The sequence below is a fragment of the Candidatus Acidiferrales bacterium genome (genome assembly GCA_035934015.1).
Lineage (GTDB): Bacteria > Acidobacteriota > Terriglobia > Acidiferrales > UBA7541 > DAHUXN01.
Map to the genome: position 1 here is coordinate 152,330 of DASYYH010000011.1, position 15,134 is coordinate 167,463.

At 59.8% G+C, this 15,134-nt stretch carries 14 protein-coding genes; 6 read left to right on the top strand and 8 right to left on the bottom strand.

Going from position 1 to position 15,134, the window contains the following annotated elements; translation table 11 throughout:
* The first annotated feature begins 116 nt into the window (after nucleotides 1–116).
* Nucleotides 117–899 (top strand): hypothetical protein, encoded by a 783-nt coding sequence (locus tag VGR81_05730; GenBank protein ID HEV2288438.1) that lies wholly within the window; start codon nucleotides 117–119, stop codon nucleotides 897–899.
* Nucleotides 899–2,020 (top strand): WD40 repeat domain-containing protein, encoded by a 1,122-nt coding sequence (locus VGR81_05735; GenBank protein HEV2288439.1) that lies wholly within the window; start codon nucleotides 899–901, stop codon nucleotides 2,018–2,020. The genes VGR81_05730 and VGR81_05735 overlap by 1 nt, the downstream gene beginning before the upstream one ends.
* Before the next feature lie 39 nt (nucleotides 2,021–2,059).
* Here VGR81_05735 and tsaD read toward each other — a convergent pair whose 3' ends face one another.
* Nucleotides 2,060–3,211: a tRNA (adenosine(37)-N6)-threonylcarbamoyltransferase complex transferase subunit TsaD gene (gene tsaD / locus VGR81_05740; GenBank protein HEV2288440.1), complete on the bottom strand. Its 1,152-nt coding sequence runs from the start codon at nucleotides 3,209–3,211 to the stop codon at nucleotides 2,060–2,062.
* A gap of 135 nt (nucleotides 3,212–3,346) precedes the next feature.
* On the opposite strand from tsaD, the gene galU reads away from it, so the two are divergent.
* Nucleotides 3,347–4,240, top strand: coding sequence for a UTP--glucose-1-phosphate uridylyltransferase GalU (galU, locus tag VGR81_05745; GenBank protein HEV2288441.1), 894 nt, complete (start codon nucleotides 3,347–3,349; stop codon nucleotides 4,238–4,240).
* A 17-nt stretch (nucleotides 4,241–4,257) separates the two neighbouring features.
* On the opposite strand, the gene VGR81_05750 is transcribed toward galU, so the two are convergent.
* Nucleotides 4,258–4,587 (bottom strand): zinc ribbon domain-containing protein, encoded by a 330-nt coding sequence (locus tag VGR81_05750; GenBank protein HEV2288442.1) that lies wholly within the window; start codon nucleotides 4,585–4,587, stop codon nucleotides 4,258–4,260.
* Between the two features lie 141 nt (nucleotides 4,588–4,728).
* On the opposite strand from VGR81_05750, the gene rsmI reads away from it, so the two are divergent.
* Nucleotides 4,729–5,604: a 16S rRNA (cytidine(1402)-2'-O)-methyltransferase gene (gene rsmI, locus VGR81_05755; GenBank protein ID HEV2288443.1), complete on the top strand. Its 876-nt coding sequence runs from the start codon at nucleotides 4,729–4,731 to the stop codon at nucleotides 5,602–5,604.
* A 51-nt stretch (nucleotides 5,605–5,655) separates the two neighbouring features.
* Here the strand turns inward: rsmI and dusB are convergent, their stop codons facing one another.
* From dusB to rfaE2, 6 genes are read right to left on the bottom strand one after another with little or no spacing between them, the layout of a single operon-like run.
* Nucleotides 5,656–6,642: a tRNA dihydrouridine synthase DusB gene (gene dusB / locus VGR81_05760; GenBank protein ID HEV2288444.1), complete on the bottom strand. Its 987-nt coding sequence runs from the start codon at nucleotides 6,640–6,642 to the stop codon at nucleotides 5,656–5,658.
* Between the two features lie 5 nt (nucleotides 6,643–6,647).
* Nucleotides 6,648–7,085, bottom strand: coding sequence for a BlaI/MecI/CopY family transcriptional regulator (locus VGR81_05765; GenBank protein ID HEV2288445.1), 438 nt, complete (start codon nucleotides 7,083–7,085; stop codon nucleotides 6,648–6,650).
* Nucleotides 7,082–8,152: an OB-fold nucleic acid binding domain-containing protein gene (locus tag VGR81_05770; GenBank protein HEV2288446.1), complete on the bottom strand. Its 1,071-nt coding sequence runs from the start codon at nucleotides 8,150–8,152 to the stop codon at nucleotides 7,082–7,084. Before VGR81_05770 ends, VGR81_05765 begins: the two co-directional genes overlap by 4 nt.
* Nucleotides 8,149–9,261: a peptidylprolyl isomerase gene (locus tag VGR81_05775; protein HEV2288447.1), complete on the bottom strand. Its 1,113-nt coding sequence runs from the start codon at nucleotides 9,259–9,261 to the stop codon at nucleotides 8,149–8,151. Before VGR81_05775 ends, VGR81_05770 begins: the two co-directional genes overlap by 4 nt.
* Before the next feature lie 18 nt (nucleotides 9,262–9,279).
* Nucleotides 9,280–12,777 (bottom strand): transcription-repair coupling factor, encoded by a 3,498-nt coding sequence (gene mfd, locus VGR81_05780; protein ID HEV2288448.1) that lies wholly within the window; start codon nucleotides 12,775–12,777, stop codon nucleotides 9,280–9,282.
* Complete coding sequence (rfaE2, locus tag VGR81_05785) at nucleotides 12,774–13,250, bottom strand: D-glycero-beta-D-manno-heptose 1-phosphate adenylyltransferase (protein HEV2288449.1); 477 nt, start codon at nucleotides 13,248–13,250, stop codon at nucleotides 12,774–12,776. Before rfaE2 ends, mfd begins: the two co-directional genes overlap by 4 nt.
* A 166-nt stretch (nucleotides 13,251–13,416) precedes the next feature.
* On the opposite strand from rfaE2, the gene VGR81_05790 reads away from it, so the two are divergent.
* The gene (locus tag VGR81_05790; protein ID HEV2288450.1) at nucleotides 13,417–14,595 is read left to right on the top strand and encodes an FAD-dependent oxidoreductase; all 1,179 of its coding nucleotides are present in this window, start codon (nucleotides 13,417–13,419) and stop codon (nucleotides 14,593–14,595) included.
* The gene (locus VGR81_05795) at nucleotides 14,592–15,077 is read left to right on the top strand and encodes a hotdog domain-containing protein (protein HEV2288451.1); all 486 of its coding nucleotides are present in this window, start codon (nucleotides 14,592–14,594) and stop codon (nucleotides 15,075–15,077) included. The genes VGR81_05790 and VGR81_05795 overlap by 4 nt, the downstream gene beginning before the upstream one ends.
* The last annotated feature ends 57 nt before the right edge of the window (nucleotides 15,078–15,134 follow it).

The window sequence follows — 15,134 nt, forward strand, 5'->3', positions numbered from 1 at the left end:
TGTTTCGCTCTCTGTGGCGGCCTTGAAAATCTTAGGCATACTAGCGAATGTAAATCTTTGCCAGCCTTATGCGCCTTTGGGCACTTACACATGCTCTGGGGCACAGGCCGGCGCCCATGACGACGACTAAACAAACGCGGAGCACAAAGCCCGAAGAGCGCGAGCTTGCGCGCAAGCGCCGCGAGCAGGAACGGCTAGAAGCGGAGCTTGCGGAATGTGAGCTGCGGCTCGCAACGCTTCGCGGCGAACTGGGCGCGCTGGAAAGGCGCTATTTGAAACTCGTCGGCTTGCCCTATGCCGAGCTCGATGAGCTTCGCGCGCAAATCGCCGAGCGCATGGCTGCCGAGGACCCGCAAAATGAACGCTTGCAGCGCGCCGCTCAAGAGACCCGCGCTCGTGCGAATGAGACTCGCGGTGCAGCTTCCGTGAAGGAATCCGAGGAGACAAAGCAGTTCACGGCGTCACCGGAACTGAAACGCAAATATCGGGAAGTTGCAAAGGCGATCCATCCGGATCTGACCACGGACACGGCTGATCGCGCGCGCCGCCAGGAGCTTATGGCCGAGGCCAACGCAGCCTATCAAAAAGGCGACGAAGCGCGCCTCGCCAAGGTCCTCGACGTGTACGAGTCCAGCCCAGAAACGGTGAAAGGCGACGGCGCGGGCGCGGAATTGGTTCGCGTGATTCGCAAACTCAGCCTGATGAAAAACCGCCTGGGCGAAATCGAAATCGAGCTGCAAAACCTGTTCAGCTCCGACCTTTATCTGCTGAAAGTTCAGGTCGAAGAGGCGCAGGAGCAAGGGCGCGACCTTCTTTCCGAGATGGCTGAAAAAGTCCGCAAGCGCATCGCGGATTCGAAGGAACGCATGGAAATTCTGGCGCCGGGGCGCGTGCACTGATGTCCTCGCGCCTCAAACGCGAAACGCGCGAGATCACGCGCAGCCAGCCCGGCGCGATTACGATTCTCTCGTCGCCGCTTGTCGTGCGCGGCTTGCGCGAGTTTCCGCAGACTTCGCGCTGGAGCATCAAGCAGGCTTTCACCGGGCCGCACTCGCATCTCTGCATCTCGAAGCACGGATACGTGGCGGGATATTCCGCCGCGACGCGCGAATTGAGCCAGCGCGTGGAAATCGCCGATCTCGAACTCAGCGCCGCAGCGACGGTAATCAGCGTTCCCGACGAACCTTTCATCGCGCGGCCTGATTTTCCGGGTTCTTTTGCCTGGGACCCTGCGGGGAGATTCCTCGTGGGTGCGTCCGGAACATGGCAGCCCGAACTGCACTTTTTCGATGCGCGCGTTGGCCGTTCCGCCGGCCGTTTCGGTCCTTTTCGCGTATTTCCCGCGCATCTCTGCTGGGCCGAGAGCGGCAAATATTTCGCCGCGGCATCGGACGGTTCGGAAAATGGCGCGCTGATGCTGTGGATGGCGGGAGATTCGCCGGAAGAGTTCGAAGAACTATGCCAGCTCGATAGCGGAAGCTTCCCGGATCTTTCTTCGCCGCAGGAAGAACCCGGCGATCAAGGGCAATTCTGGGGATTCGGCGCGACGGCCTTCCGTCCTGACGAAAAAGCCCTGGCGACGGTCCTGGAATTCGAAGGCGACTGGTCGGACGATACCATCGCAATCGTCCGCGTGCCGACGCTCGAAACCATCGCTCGATTCGACACCACCGGCCACACGACGGATCTTTCGTGGTCCAGCGATGGCCGCCTGGTTCTTTTCTGCGCTTCCGGCCAGGCCTACTCTCTGGATGTGGCGAATGAAAACGTCGCTTCCCTGCCCTTCGCCGCGGAGCTTTGCGTTTGCCACCCCACGCTTCCGCTTTGCGCGTTCTACAATTCGTGGCTCAAGAATTCCGCGCGCGGCCGCATCTTCGTGGCGGATTTGCAGAGAAACGCAATTCTGGAAGAATGCTGGGCCGACGGAATCGCCAGCCTGTGCTGGAGTCACGACGGCCAGATGCTCTACGCTGCAGCGCAAGATGGCACGGCGTATCTCTTCGAACGCCCCCTCGCGTAGCTTCTAACGCGGAGTTCTTTCCGAAACAACCCGGCAGGTTTACTGAGCGGCTGGCTTGGCGTGCGCCGAAAATCCGAGCGGAAAATTCGGCTGGGCATTGAGCGTGGCATCCGCGCGTTCGCCGGCTGCAAACTTCGGATACGCGGCCGCGGCGATCATCGCTGCGTTGTCGGTCGAAAGCGCGCGGCTTGGAAAGAACACTTCCATGCTGCGTTTCTGCGATTCTTCTTCAAACCGCACGCGCAACTGGCGATTCGCCGCGACGCCGCCGGAGACGAGCACAGATTCGACCGCGAACTGTTCCGCCGCCGCCAGTGTCCGCCCAACTAAATCCTCCACGACGGCGTGCTGAAAGCTTGCAATCAAATCGAGCGTCGCCTGGCCTGACAACGCGCGCAGCGCATCCGCGCTTCGTTCACCGCGCGCCAAGGATTGCTGTCGCGCGTCGATCTCCGGCTGGAACTCGGGCCGCTTCCGCAAATAATAAAGCACCGCGGTCTTGATGCCGCTATAGCTGAAATCGTAAGGATTGCCGCGCATCTTGGCCGCGCCAAACCGCACAGCGGACGCATTCCCATGCGCCGCGAGCTTGTCGATAATCGGCCCGCCGGGATAGCCGAGCGCCAGCATCTTCGCCACTTTGTCATAGGCTTCTCCGGCCGCGTCATCGCGCGTCCCGCCGATGCGCTCATACACAAACTGTCGCGCGCCATTTTCCGCCGCGCTCAGCCGTGTCTCCACGCGATAGAGCAGCGTATGCCCTCCGGAGACAATCAGGCACATGGCCGGCAATTTCGGCGCGCGTCCAGCAGCGTGAGCCTCGAGCAGCACGGCGTGAACGTGGCCTTCCAGATGGTTTACGGCAATCAGCGGTTTGCCGAGCGAAAGCGCGAGCACTTTGCCGTACGTCAACCCCACAAGCAGCGCGCCGACCAGCCCCGGCCCTTGCGTCACACCGATAGCGTCCACGTCGCCGAGCGTGAGCCCCGCCTGCGACACGGCCTCGCGCACCACGGGCACGATCTGCCGCAAATGTTCGCGCGACGCCAGCTCCGGCACGACGCCGCCATATTTCCTGTGAATGTCCACTTGCGAGGCGACCACGCTCGACAAAATCTTTACACCGTCAGCAACAACCGCTGCGGCCGTCTCGTCGCATGAAGATTCGATCCCCAGGATTCGCGTTTTCACTTCCTGCTGCTCAGTCATACCTTGCACCATGTTAGCATAAGCACATGCGCGCGTTTTGCGCCCGCGCATTCGATTGACTTCTCTTCTTGCCGCACGTAATTTGGCGTGCGGCGCTTCAGCAAGAACGAGGGAGAAATGACCGACAAGATCAAACGCGTTCGCAAAGCCGTCTTCCCCGCCGCCGGCCTCGGCACTCGCTTTCTTCCCGCGACGAAAGCGCAGCCCAAGGAAATGCTGCCGGTCGTCGATAAGCCGCTCATTCAATATTCCGTGGAAGAGTGCGCGGCTTCCGGAATCGAAAATATCATCGTCGTTACCGGCCGCGGCAAGAACGCCATCGAAGATCATTTCGATTATTCGCCAGAGCTCGAGCGCTTCCTGCGCGAAAAAGGCGATACGCGCCGCGCCGATCTCGTCCGCGACGTCGGCGCCAACATTCATTTCAGCTACATTCGCCAGCGCGAGCCGCTGGGCCTGGGACATGCGGTTCTGGTTGCGCGCGAGCTCGTCGGCGACGAGCCTTTCGCCGTTTTGCTCGGCGACGTCATTTGCGATGGGCGCCCGGCTGCCACGCGTGAGCTCTGCGACGTATACGAAGCCACAGGCGTCGGTGCGATTGCCGTCGAGGCTGTGCCGCGCGAACTCATTCATCTCTATGGCATCGTTGACGCGCGCCCTGCGACGGAGCGCAAGTGGGGCGATCGTTTACGCCAGGTGTTCGATCTCGTCGAAAAGCCGGAGGCGGACAAAGCTCCCTCGAATCTCAGCGTCATTGGCCGCTACGTTCTGCCGCCGGAAGTCTTCGACATCCTGGAACGCACCGAGCCAGGCCGCGGCGGCGAAATTCAGCTTACGGATGCGCTTCGCGCGCTCGCGCGCGAACAGGGACTGTGGGCGCTGGTCACAGAAGGAAAAACCTACGATGCGGGAGACAAGCTAGGCTTCCTGAAGGCGACTGTCGAATTTGCGATGAAGAACCCCGAATTCGGCGACGATTTTCGCGCGTATTTGAAATCGCTAAAACTGTAGTTCGCGCTCCTCTGCCGTCATTTCTTCTTTTTTGCCGGCTCTTTTGATGCCGTGGCAGGCGCAGTCTTTGTTTCGGCGGACTTCGTCTCGCTTGACTTCGTTTCGCCAGTCTTCGATTCCACAGGCTCTTTCGCGCCTTTGCCTTCCTTCGAACTGCCGTCTGAATTCTTCCCCGCGTAGTCCGTCACATACCAGCCCGAGCCTTTGAATTGAATCGCAGGCGCCGTGATTGTTCGGCGGGCCGTTGCGCCGCACTCCGGGCATTTCTTCGTTTCCGAGGCTGAGACGCTCTCGATTTTCTCGAACCTATGCCCGCATTTCACGCACTTGTATTCGTAAAGCGGCACGTCCCCTGCCCTCTTTTCGCCGATCTTCTCGCCAATCTTCTCTCAAAATCTTATCACGGCCAAAGCACCGCAGCGCTGCGGTTTCGATGCAGTATCTGTACTGTGCTAGACTCGCAGTCGCGCTTCCTTGCGCGCTTTGCGATGAGAACCTCCGGCGCAGAAACTCCTCGCGGCTGTCTCTACCTGGTCGCCACGCCCATCGGCAACCTCGAAGACATCAGCCTCCGCGCCCTGCGCATTCTGAAAGAAGTGGACCTTATCGCCTGCGAAGATACGCGGCAGACGCTGAAGCTCCTCGCGCATTTCGAAATTCGCAAGCCGCTCGAAAGCTACCACGAGCACAATGAAATGACCCGCTCGGCGGAACTTGTGTTGCGCATCGAGGAAGGCGCGCGCGTGGCGCTCGTCAGCGATGCCGGTACGCCGGTGATTTCCGATCCGGGCCACCATCTCGTCGCGCTTTGCCTGCGGCATCATCTTCCCGTGGTTCCGATTCCCGGACCATCGGCCATTGTTGCTGCACTCGCCGCTTCCGGCATGCCCTCGGAAGAATTCACTTTCATCGGTTTCTTACCCGCGCGTCCCGCCGAGCGCCGCCGCCGCTTGCAGGATCTCTCTTCCGAACCGCGCACGCTCGTCCTCTACGAAGCGCCGCACCGGTTGCTCCCTGCTCTCGACGACGCATTGGAAATTCTCGGCAATCGCCGCGCTGCTATCGCCCGCGAACTGACCAAAGTCCACGAGGAATTTCTGCACGGCCGCATTGAAGAACTGATTGCGGCCTTCAAGAAAAAGTCGCCGCGCGGCGAAATTACACTCCTCATCGCGCCTGCGGAAGCCGCCGCCGACCACGCGATTCACACGAAGAACACCGCCGCTTCGCTCGCCGATCGCGTCGCGGAAATTGCCGGAGCGCAGTCCATTGACCGCAAAGCTGCCCTGAAAATTGCCGCAAAAGAGCGCGGCCTGACGAAACGCGAAGCCTATAAGCGTCTCCTCTCCGAAGAAAACTCCTGATTTATCTGAGCGAAGGATTTCTTCGGTTGGCTTCAGATCAAACTAGAAGTTCTAATTTGCTGCGCCGGCGACGCCGGCAAAAAATGTCTCCACGCGCTCGAGCACTTCTTCAGGCGTCCGCGATGAATGCACTTGATGCCGCAACTCTGCGCCGTTGCGCACGCCGTGCGTAAACCAGCACGAAAACTGCTTCATTTTGCCGATGGCGTCGGGCATTCCGGCGTCGATCAAGCTGCGAAAATAACCGGAAAGCAGCCGATAACGGTCGGCTTCGCCCGGCTCATCGTACTGGCCGGTCGCGAAATATTGCTGCATCTGGCGAAAAATCCACGGATTCGTCGCGGCTGTCCGTCCGATCATCACCGCGTCGCATCCCGTCTCCGCAATCATGCGCTCGGCGTCCTGCGGCGCGCGAATATCACCATTGCCGATCACCGGAATTTTCACCGCCTGCTTCACACGCGTGATGACGCTCCAGTCCGCCTGGCCCGAATACGCCTGCACTTTCGTCCGCGGATGCACGGCCACGCCTTCGACACCAACTGCCTCCGCCATGCGCGCGACTTCGACGGCAACAATGTTTTTCTCGTCCCAGCCCGAGCGCATCTTGATGGTCAGCGGAATTTCCACCGCCGCGCGCACGGCCTTCAGCACCGATTCGAGCAGTTTCAAATCGCGCAACAACCCCGAGCCGCCGCACTTCACCACCTTTTTCGCCGGACAGCCCAGATTGATGTCCACTTCGTCGAAGCCCAGGTCCTGCACCAGCGATGCAGCGGACGCCATCACCTCCGGATTCGCACCGAAAAGCTGCGCCGCGATGGGACGTTCGTCCTCGTCGTAGTAAAGATACCGCAGTGTCTTCGCCGCGCTGCGCGTCACGCCTTCAGCGCTCGTAAATTCCGTCATGATCAGTCCGCACCCGCCGAGGCCGCGAATCACGCGGCGAAACACCGTGTCCGTCACGCCAGCCATCGGCGCAAGCAGCGTCGCGGGCCGCAGCGAAAGGTCGCGGATTTTCAATTCAGCGGGAAACATGGCGATTAATTCGAGCGTTCGCCGGCTTCAGCGGCAACGCTGGCCGCGCTCGCGGGTTCGTCAGCGGCAGATCGCGCACGAGGCGCGCTCGAGATTTGCGCCAGCAGCGCATCCGTCGAGCCGCCGAAAAAACTGTCGACGACCTGCTTCACGGCGTGCGCGCGCGCCTCATCCTTGCTGAGATTCGCGCTGTACATCCACGCGCGCCCGACGCGGCGGCGCTCGACGATTCCCTTGTGCGCGAGCCGGTCCATGATGGTCATAATCGTTGTGTAAGCGCGCGGCCGGCGCGGCGCGAGCACATCGCGAATTTCGCGCACTGTGCCTTGGTTCAGCAGCCACAGCGCGGACATGCAATCCAGTTCCAGCGGGGCGAGTTCCAGCAGCGATCGCCGCCTGGCCGCGCGTCCGTCCCCGCCCGTGCTCGCAACTTCCTTGTTCATGATCTTTTCTTCTCCGCGCTCGCAACGCGCTCGAAAAGCGTCGCGCCTCCCGAAGGCCTCGCCCCTTGTGCAGTGGATTTTGCCTTCGGCTCGGCGCTTGCCTCGCCTGGCGCCAGAAACGCCGGTGCATTCAGCAAATTGCGCCGCAGCGCCGCATTTCGCTCGCTCCAGACTTCATCGCTTGCCGTCTGATTCAAAGTTTCGCGCATCGCTGCCATTTTGGAATCGAGATCGTCAAGATGATGCAGCAGTACCGCCTCGCGCATCGCGGGCAATTTCGGCGAACCAAATTCGTATTCGCCATGATGGCTGACGATCAAGTGCTCGATGAGCGTCGCGAGCGGCTTCGGAAAGTCCGGAATCGCATCGATTTTTCGCCGCACCATCCCCAGTCCAATGACGATGTGCCCCAAGAGCTGCCCTTCCGTCGTGTAGTTGATCGCGCGCGCGTAGCTCAGCTCTTCCGTCTTGCCGATATCGTGCAGGACAATTCCCGTCACGAGCAAGTCGCCATCTACTTCCGGGTAATGCCGCACCACGAGCTTCGCCAACCCGCACAAGCTCACGATATGCTCAAGCAATCCGCCGAGGTACGCATGATGCATCATCATCGCCGCTGGCGCGCGCTTCAGTTTCGCCGCGCAATCGGGATCCTCTACGAATGCTTCCAGCAATTTCCGCAGCCATGGATTGCGCACCGCAGCGATCTCCTCGCGCAACTGCGCATAGAGCTTTTCCACATCCCGTTTCGTATGCGGAAGGAAATCGTCCAATGTGTAGTCCGTTTCCGCCGCGGGCTGAATCTGCTCGATAGTGAGTTCTTTTTCGCCGCGATACAGTTTCACGCGTCCGCGAACGCGCACGATGTCGTCGGGCGCAAACGTCTGCGCCAAATCCGCGAAGTTGTCCCACATTTTTGCTTCGATGGTTCCCGTGCGATCGGCGAGCGCCAGCCGCAGCCAGGATTTTCCGGTAGCCGCGGAGGTGCGAATTTCCTTCTCACGGACCAGAAAAAATGACGCGACCGGCTGTCCGTCCTGAAGGTCCGCGACAAATGCGGATTTCATGGATTTTGGTCCTGATCCGCGTCGTCAGTTGTTTTCTTGACCTTTTTCTTCTTGGTTTTTGCTTGTTCCGCCGTATAGGCCGCCTCGCTAATCACGCTGCCGCCCTCCACGGCCCCTGCGTCAACATAGCCGGCTTTCACCACCACGTAGCTGTCCTTGCGCAACTGGTCCAGATACTTTCGCAACGCCGGCTGAATTCTCTGCTGATAGAGCGCGTTTTCAACATCCGGCTCAACCTTCGCCAATGGCTGCAAACCGGCGTCATAATGCTCGTTCACGCGATAAATCTGCATGCCATTTGAGGCCGGAAGCACGTCTGTAACATCGCCCTTATGCAGGCTAAAGACCAGCTTCGCGAGCGCTGGCGAAAGCTCATCTTTTGGAAATTCGCCGATTTCCCCGCCCTGCGCCGCCGTCGAACCTTCCGAAAAGCGCTTCGCAAGCGCGCCAAAATCTTCCCCTTCTTTCAGTCGCTTCAACAAGTTCTCTGCCTTTTGCTTGATTTCGAGCGTCTCGGTGGGATTCTTGTTTTCCGTGCTCAGGAAAATCACCGACAGATCCACTTCTTCTGGCCGTACGAATTCGTTCTTGTGTGCGTCGTAGTACTTCAGAACTTCGTCGTGCCCGATTTTGATGTTTGAGCCGACCTGTTCTGAAATCACGCGCTGCCGCAGCAACTCATTCTTCATGCTGTCCTTGTAGTCTTCCCACGAATAGCCCTGCCCTTCGACAGCCTTCTGCAGCGCATCCATGCTATCGAGGCCATTCTGCTGGCGGATATCGTCGAGCCGCTTGATGACGTCGGTGTCGACGCTGATGTTCAGGTCCTTCGCGCGCTGCACGAGCAGCGACTGATCAATCAAGTCGCGCAGGAGGTCCTTCTTTTCAGTCGCCAGCATGGCGCTGATCTTGTCCGGCGCGCATCCCTGGCAGCCTTGCTGCACTTCGCCCGGCAGGGCGTCCAAGGCCTTCTGATAATCGGAAAACGTAATGATGTCGTTGTTGACGCGCGCGATAATCTCGTCGACGATTGTGCCAGTGGCATAAACAGCGGTCGGCAGAAGAATCGCAAAAACTGCTGTCCAGAAAATCACTGCGGATCGTTTCATAATCATCGGATTTTACCCCTACGTTTGTAGTTCAAGCAATACGTTTCTTACCGCATCGGTTATTTTTCCCGGTTTATGCTTCCATTGCACCCAGAGCGTTCCGGCCGGATCAAGCCTCATATTCTTGCGCGTTCGAATGATTTTCACCAAGGTTTCCGGCTTTACCGGCGTATCTTCATGCCAGCGAATCGCAACGCTTTCGCCGCGTTTGTCGATGGACGCCACCAGCAATTTTTCCGCCAGCGCCTTCAGCAGCGCGTACTCCAGAAGATTTTCGACGGCGTGCGGCGGAGCGCCGAACCGGTCGCGCAGTTCCTCCAGCACTTCGCCGCGCATCTCTTCCGTCGAGACGCCGGCGATGCGCTTATACACGCGCAAGCGCGAGCTTTCATTTTCGATGTATTCCGCCGGGATTCGGATGTCCAGTCCAAGGTTTAGCGTCGCGCGCCGCTCCGGCTGAACGGCTTCGCCTTTGCGTTCCGAGACCGCGCGCTCGAGCATCTGGCAATACATGTCAAAGCCGACAGCCTCGATGTGCCCGTGCTGCTCGCTTCCCAGCATGTTTCCCGCACCTCGCAGTTCGAGATCGAGAGCGGCAATGCGAAATCCGGCACCGAGGTCGCTGAATTCCTTGAGCGCCGCCAACCTTTGCCGCGCCAGACCGGAAAGCGAAGTCTCCGGCGGCACAAGCAGATACGCATAGGCGCGCTGGTTTGAACGTCCCACACGGCCGCGAAGTTGGTATAACTCGGAAAGTCCCAGGCGATCGGCACGATTGATGAGGATCGTATTCGCGCTCGGAATATCCAGTCCATTTTCGATAATCGTGGTCGCCACCAGCACATCGGCTTCATGACGCATGAATTTCATCATCACTTTGCTTAATTCCTGCTCGCTCATCTGCCCGTGACCCACCACGATGCGCGCCTTCGGCACCAGTTCCTGGACCATCGTCGCGACCGAAGCGATGGATTCCACGCGATTGTGCACGAAAAACACCTGCCCGCCGCGCGCCATTTCTTCGGTGATCGCGCGGCGAACCAGATTTTTGTCAAACGGTGCAACCACTGTCTGAATTGCCAGCCGGTCTTTCGGCGGCGTTTCAATCACGGACATGTCGCGCAGCCCAACCAGCGACATGTGCAGCGTTCGCGGGATCGGCGTGGCCGACATCGTCAGCACATCCACATTTTTGCGCATCTCTTTGATGCGCTCCTTGTGCGCGACGCCGAAGCGCTGCTCTTCGTCCACCACGAGCAAACCGAGATCATGGAATTTCACATCCTTCGAAAGCAGCCGGTGCGTTCCGATGACAATATCAATTTTCCCGGCTTCCAGATCGGCAAGAATTTTCTTCTGCTCGCGCGGGTTTTGAAAACGGCTCAGCATCGCGATATGCACAGGAAATGCAGCGAATCGCCGGCGGAAAGTTTCGTAGTGTTGATATGCCAGCACGGTCGTCGGCGCCAGCACCGCCGCCTGCTTCGAATCTCCCACGGCCTTGAACGCCGCGCGCATGGCAACTTCCGTCTTGCCGTAGCCGACGTCGCCGCACAGCAGCCGGTCCATCGGCTGCGAACCTTCCAGATCGCGCTTCACATCCTCGATGGCGCGCATCTGATCAGTCGTTTCCTGAAATTCAAACGCGTCCTCGAATTCCGCCTGCCACGGCGTATCTGCCGGATACGCGTGTCCCTTCACGGCCTTGCGCTCGGCATAGAGCTTCAGCAGACGCTGCGCCATGTCGTTGACGGATTTTTTCACGCGCGACTTGCGCGCTTCCCACGCCTGCGCTCCCAGCCGGTCGAGCCGCGGCGTCGCGCCTCCGAGGGATTGATACTTCTGCACCAGATCCAGCCGCGTCAGCGGGACGTAGAGCTTCGCGTCTTCAGCGTATTCAAGCTGAAGAAATTCGCCCATCACGCCGTCCACATTCACTTGCCGCAAGCCCTGAAAACGCCCAATCCCATGATCCACATGGACCACAAAATCGCCCGGCTTCAGTTCCGAAAAATCGCTGAAAAAACTTGCCGTCTTCGCGCGGCCACGTTTCCGAGCGGCGGGCGCGGCGACCGCCTCAAACAGATCCGAATTGCCAAAAATCGCGAGCTTCGTTGAGGAAAAGTCCACGCCCTCTTCAAGCGGCGCTTTGATCAGCACCGCGGCAGGAACGCTTCCGCCGCTCGCTTCATCCACCAACCGCGACGCCGTTGCTCCTTGTCCCAGTTCACCGAGCCGGTACGGCAACTCGTATTCGTGGCTGAGGTCAGCGAGTCGCTCCAGTTCTCCTGTGCTCGCCGCACTCAGGAGAACCTGCTCGCCTGCCGCCAGGCGGCCTTTCAGCTCGGCCATGAACGCGGCAACATTGCCGCGGTAACCCGTGGTCGGCCGCGTGGGCAGGCTAAACCGCGATTCACTTTCACCTTCGATGGCCAACTGTTCGAGTTTCAGCGCGGAAACAGATGTTCGGGCGCGGCGCCACTCTTCTTCGCTGAGAATGTAGCTTTCCGGCGGCGACGCGTTCGGTTCCTCCGCGGCCGCTTCCGCAAAATGCGCGCGATATTTTTCGAGCGCCGCATCGAGCGCTGAAGGCTCATCTTCGATTAGCACCGCATTTTCGCTGAGCCACAGCAAATGCGACTCGCGCTCGCCAGTTCGCGATGATTGAAATTCCCAGCCGGGGAAAAATCCCGCAGATGGCTCCGAGCCTTCCGCGATGGAGCCTTCATGCCCCGCGACAATGAGTTCGCGCAATCGTTCCAGTTGTTCCGAGCTGCGCGGATAATCCGTCAGCGGCAAAAGCGTGATGCGCTCGAGCGAATTCGTCGAACGCTGCGTTTCCGGATCGAACTCGCGGATCGATTCCAGCGTGTCGCCGAGCAGTTCAAGCCGCACGGGCCGCTGCGCCTCGGGCGGAAAAATGTCCATGATCCCGCCGCGCACGGCAAACTGCCCGGCCATTTCGACGGTTTCTGCAGCTTCATAGCCGACGCTCGCCAGATGCGCGAGAAATTCCTCGCGCGGCACGTCTTCGTCGCGCTCCAGCGTCAGCGCCAGGCTGCGATAAAATTCCGGGCCGCGAAGACGCAGCACCGCCGCGTTCACCGGCGCAATCACCACATCCGCCTCGCCGCTCGTCAGCCGCCAGAGCGCCGTCGCGCGCGCTGCGGAAATTTCTGGATGAGGCGATTGGTGGTCATACGGCAGCACTTCGTGCTCGGGCAGCGCCATAACTTGCGCATCGGATTTCCCAAGCGCGCGCAAAAAATAATCCACAAGCGGCTGGATGCTTTCGGCTTTCTGGTTTGACTCGACGAGAAAAATGGCAGGCTTTGCCAGCGCCTGCACAGCCAGCGCGACGATGAGCGCTTTGGCCGAATCCGTCAGTCCCGCCAGCGAAACTTCGCGCTTGCCCGCTTGAGCGGTTGCGCCTCGCCGCAATCGGTCGAAGCACTCCTCGACCGAGCGCTCGTGGCCAATGCGCGAAAGCAGCTCGCCCGTCAGCGGAAGGATCATGACGGAATTTTCTGAATGCGTTCGATGATCGTCGAGGTGGAGTATCCCGGCTCGAGTGGAATGGAAACTACGCGCCCGCCCGCGGCTTCCACTTCTTCGCGGCCTACGACTTCATTCGGGCCCCAGTCGCTTCCCTTCACCAGCACATCCGGCAAGACGCGCGTGATGATTTCGCGCGGCGTCGGCTCGTCGAACAATACGACGTAATCCACTGCCTCCAGTGCTGCAGCGACTTCTGCACGCTCCGCTTCGCCGACGACGGGGCGATTCACGCCTTTGTTTTCGCGGACGCTGCGGTCCGTATTCAGCGCCAGGATGAGAATGTCGCCCAGTTCGCGGGCAGATTCGAGAAGCCGGATGTGGCCGGGATGGAGCAGGTCGTAGCAGCCGTTTGTGAACACAATTCGGCGCTGAGCGGCCTTTTCCTCGGCCACTCTGCTGATCAACTCTTCCTGGGTAACTACTTTCCCCAACGATTCCCCAGCGCGGTTTAACGCGCATCCACTACAGCTGAGATTTTATCACGTCCACGCGAGACATTTGTTACGTCTCCGCACGAACTTCTTGGAACCATGAATTTCGATGTTATAATTCCGATGTTCGATTTGACTCGCCCTTCACATTGCTTAAAGCGGCAGAATGAAACAGATAGCGGTTGTTGGCGGAGGGCCCGCCGGGGCGCTCTGCGGCGAAAAACTGGCCAGCGCCGGATTCCGCGTCACGCTCTTCGATGAGCATCTGGCCTGGGAAAAGCCCTGCGGCGGCGGCCTGACGCACAAGGCCATCGAAAAATATCCCTTTCTCCTCAGCGGCCCGCAGAAGAAGAAGGAAATTTTCACCGCCGAATTGATTTCCTCGCAAGGCCATCGCGCGCGCTTCGAGATGTCGCGCCCACTCGTGATCTATTCCCGCGCGGTTCTCAATGGATTGCTTCTCGACCGCGCCGCTGCCGCAGGCTGCGAAACCGTTCATGCACGCGTCACCGCGCTCGATACGAACGGAACCGGCGTCACGCTGACTGCCGCCGGCCGCGAACACGCCGCCGATTTCGCCGTCCTCGCCACCGGCGCACGCAATCAGTTGCTGCCGGGCACGACTCCGCTCCGCGCCGAAGATCTCGAAGTCACGCTCGGCTATTTTGTTCCCGCCGAAGAAGAAGTCGTAAAAATCAAATTCCTCGATCGCATGAACGGCTACATCTGGTCATTCCCGCGCGCCGATCATCTTTCCGTCGGCATCTGCGCCAAGATGGCCCAATACACGACGCAAAGCCTTCGCGGCCTGCTCGACGATTTCGTCCGTGATGAGAAAATCGCCGCGGCCGGCGCGCGCTTTTATAGCCACGTGCTGCCTTCGCCGCGCCTCGCCACTCTGCGCCATCGAAAAATTGCCGGCCGCAACTGGGCGCTCGCCGGCGACGCCGCCGCTTGCGTCGACCCCATTACCGGCGAAGGATTGTTCTACGCCCTGCGCTCCGGCGATCTCCTCGCCGAATCGCTGATTCAAGGCCAGCCGGAAAGCTATCCTGCCGGCCTGCGCGCCGAATTCGTTGCCGATCTCGAAATCGCCACGAGCCTCGTGCGCCGCGTTTTTCGGGGGAGTTTTCTCGGCGGCGCCGTTACCACGCGCATGGTGCAATTCGCGCAGCGCAGCGCGACGTTCCGCGACCTCCTTCGCGATCTCTTCAGCGGCGCGCAGGATTACCGCAGCCTCCGCAAACGTCTCTGGGTGCAGTTCGGCGCGACGATCACCGAAGTCGCGCGCGATTTTCTCCGCGTGCCGCGCTCTGGCGACGTCAGCGAAAAAGCTACGTCATGAAGCGCAAACCCGCGAAGCGCCACGCGCTCAGGCGAAAATCCAGCGCCAAAAAATCAGCGGCGAAAAACCCTGCTCACTCTTCGCGAAGGCCGAATACTTCACACCCACTCCCTCATTCGCTTTCGCTCGGTCTCTCCGCCATTGTCGAACGCGAAGTCCCCTTCGAGTGGACCATCGCCGCATACGACGCACGCCTGCCAACGATCTTCTCGACTCCCGCAATGATCGGCTTGATGGAAATCGCCGCGGCGCTAGCCATCCGCCCGCATTTGCCCGAAGGATTCATCAGCGTCGGAACGCGCATCGAGGTGGATCACCTGAAGGCTGTGCCGCAGGGAACACTGATTCAAGCCCGCGCGCGACTCTCTGGAAACGAAGAGCGATTCCTGATGTTTGAAGTGGAGGCGCTTGCAGGTGAACTGCTCGTGGGTCGCGGAAAAGTCTATCGCGCGATTATAGACCTGGCGCGTTTCCAGAAATAAATTCCTGCCCTATCGCTTATTGCGCCAGTTTAAGTTTTTCGAACGCAGCTCATCAGC

What these genes read in the sequence shown, in the direction of transcription:
- VGR81_05730 (HEV2288438.1), top strand. Translation starts at nt 117, where the DNA reads ATGACGACGACTAAACAAACGCGGAGCACAAAGCCCGAAGAGCGCGAG.
- VGR81_05735 (HEV2288439.1), top strand. Translation starts at nt 899, where the DNA reads ATGTCCTCGCGCCTCAAACGCGAAACGCGCGAGATCACGCGCAGCCAG.
- galU (HEV2288441.1), top strand. Translation starts at nt 3,347, where the DNA reads ATGACCGACAAGATCAAACGCGTTCGCAAAGCCGTCTTCCCCGCCGCC.
- rsmI (HEV2288443.1), top strand. Translation starts at nt 4,729, where the DNA reads ATGAGAACCTCCGGCGCAGAAACTCCTCGCGGCTGTCTCTACCTGGTC.
- dusB (HEV2288444.1), bottom strand. Translation starts at nt 6,642, where the DNA reads ATGTTTCCCGCTGAATTGAAAATCCGCGACCTTTCGCTGCGGCCCGCG.
- VGR81_05765 (HEV2288445.1), bottom strand. Translation starts at nt 7,085, where the DNA reads ATGAACAAGGAAGTTGCGAGCACGGGCGGGGACGGACGCGCGGCCAGG.
- VGR81_05770 (HEV2288446.1), bottom strand. Translation starts at nt 8,152, where the DNA reads ATGAAATCCGCATTTGTCGCGGACCTTCAGGACGGACAGCCGGTCGCG.
- VGR81_05775 (HEV2288447.1), bottom strand. Translation starts at nt 9,261, where the DNA reads ATGAAACGATCCGCAGTGATTTTCTGGACAGCAGTTTTTGCGATTCTT.
- mfd (HEV2288448.1), bottom strand. Translation starts at nt 12,777, where the DNA reads ATGATCCTTCCGCTGACGGGCGAGCTGCTTTCGCGCATTGGCCACGAG.
- VGR81_05790 (HEV2288450.1), top strand. Translation starts at nt 13,417, where the DNA reads ATGAAACAGATAGCGGTTGTTGGCGGAGGGCCCGCCGGGGCGCTCTGC.
- VGR81_05795 (HEV2288451.1), top strand. Translation starts at nt 14,592, where the DNA reads ATGAAGCGCAAACCCGCGAAGCGCCACGCGCTCAGGCGAAAATCCAGC.